This window comes from Citrobacter sp. HN-141 (genome assembly GCF_033341895.1).
Classification (GTDB): Bacteria; Pseudomonadota; Gammaproteobacteria; order Enterobacterales; family Enterobacteriaceae; genus Citrobacter.
This window is the reverse complement of the sequence record NZ_JAWPBF010000049.1, coordinates 1-2011: the sequence shown is the minus strand read 5'-3', so window position 1 is coordinate 2011 and position 2011 is coordinate 1. Positions and strand designations below refer to the sequence as shown.

The following is a 2011-nucleotide window of genomic DNA, read 5'->3' as shown; positions in this document are numbered from 1 at the left end:
CGCGCGGATCGAACCAGCCATTCAACGCCCACCCGCCACCAAAAACTGCCACAACGCCAGGAGCGAAACAGCAACGCTCAACGCACTATCAACATGATTAAGAACCTCAAAAAACATAACAACCTCACTCGAATGGAATTGGGTAAATCTATTTAGTCTGTGATTTGCGAACCCATACTTTTTCGCATCACGACAGAACCAACTCCATTCGTTCTGGTTGTATCCGGTACCAGACAATTAAAAACCGTCTTTCAGGTGGTTGGCCTCACTTCGTGAATCCAACCACCTCAGCCAATTTTTCAATCAGCAATGTCGTCAATCACTAAATCGGAACCCACTGGCAAGCCAGCGGGACCCCACGATTTAGAGTTTGACGATTTCGGAAACGGCGAGCGCTGGCAGATTTTAATCTGACTGCGTGAGGTGTTGGCAGGGTGTCGGGGCGCAGCCCTGACGAATCGTTTTTGGCACCGACATCGTGATGGCGGTGTACCAAAAACACATCTTGTCCCAACTGAGTTCGGAAACCGAACTCAGTAATTGAGTGACGTCACTTTGCGGCGTTAGCCCTATCCTGCATCGGAGTAGAACCAATAGGACAAGATGTGTTTTTGGAGTACCGCCGACAAGCGGCGCCCTCTCAAAAACGTCGTGGTCAGGGCTGCGCCCCGACACCCTGTCAGTCTGATTCAGCTTTATCTTTTGACGGTGAGCGACGGTACTTTTTGGATTCGGTTTTCCACTCAAAAGCAATGCGTGAACCATCATCATCGCCTTCGGGAATATCATCCCCGATTACCATATCGGCATCAGTTTCCTGATCGAGTTTCAGTATGTCTTTGAGTGCGCCACCGGTAGCCACAAATCGGCGCTTATGTGTCTGCTTAGTCAATTCGAGGAACCATTCAGGATCAGCAACCATGTCAGCCGGCTTCGTGGAATATTTCAGGGTTTCAGCCACTGCGCCCCGTACAAGTTCCGCAGTTGCAGAAGCCAATGATTCTCCGTCCTTAGGCTTGCGGGGTTTTACTGCTCGAACATCAACATTCGGATCGTAATTCACACGCAAACACTCTCGCCAAAGCTCTACCCAGCGGTCATGTTTAACGTAATCTCGCGTGAACATTGAGGGAGGAACCATCATCAGAGTGTGAAAGTGCGGGTGCGCACTACCGTCACTTCCACGTGTAACTTCCGTGGTGCGGATCCAGCCCTGAACAGGTCGAAACTCTTTGCGATCCTTAAGTCGCTGGAAGGCCATGTTCATTCGGTTAAGTGTCTCACCCAATTCCCCGATCGCGCAGTTTCGCACTGTGAGGGTCAGGAACATCCAGCGTGCATCTGGATAATCCGCAACAATACGCGGCAGGGACTGATAAAAACGGGCTTGCCACATCAGGGATCGCCTCCACTGGCAGACAGGACAGTGCCGGACACGGCAGAAATGCGCCTCACGTAGCCTAAGGCGAGTTTCTCCAGTTTCTTTGAGGGTAGACCAACCAAACCTCAGTAAACCGCCACAGGAAGCCATACGCGCCCCGTAGCGCTCATATTCGGCTGCGAGAAGGTAAATCCCACCTACGTCGTCAGAAACGCTTTTGTGAGCGTCCCAGGGCGCGTCTGAGGGGGAGTAATCCGTGAGGTTCTGGAGTTTAGGGTTTTGCATGCACACCGTCCCATGCTGGGCGATGGCTCATTTGACGTGTTATCATTGCCGTATCACCTGTTGGTTGTCGCTTCGAATCGAATTTCTGCAGGTGGTCACACCCCCGAACGATGGCCGTCGTTGCGGGGGTCGCTTTTAAGGCGACCACTCCCAACAGAATACTTCCAAAACCTTCTACAACGCAAATAAGCCCCGAAGCCTTGGTACGCAAGGCTTGATGCCATTTTTTATCGCCAGAGTTATCCCTTAAGTATAAATACAAGGATCGCGCGCGGATCGAACCAGCCATTCAACGCCCACCCGCCACCAAAAACTGCCACAACGCCAGGAGCGAAACAGCAACGC

The 2011-nt window shown here is 51.8% G+C and carries 1 protein-coding gene; it reads right to left on the bottom strand.

Features of this window, described 5'->3' with window-relative positions; genetic code table 11:
* Nucleotides 1–679: 679 nt before the first annotated feature.
* Nucleotides 680–1666, bottom strand: coding sequence for a protein rep (locus tag RYZ59_RS24495; protein WP_016245711.1), 987 nt, complete (start codon nt 1664–1666; stop codon nt 680–682).
* Nucleotides 1667–2011: the final 345 nt, after the last annotated feature.

Excerpts from the sequence above, each read along its gene's own strand:
- RYZ59_RS24495 (WP_016245711.1), bottom strand. The coding sequence starts at position 1,666 with ATGCAAAACCCTAAACTCCAGAACCTCACGGATTACTCCCCCTCAGAC.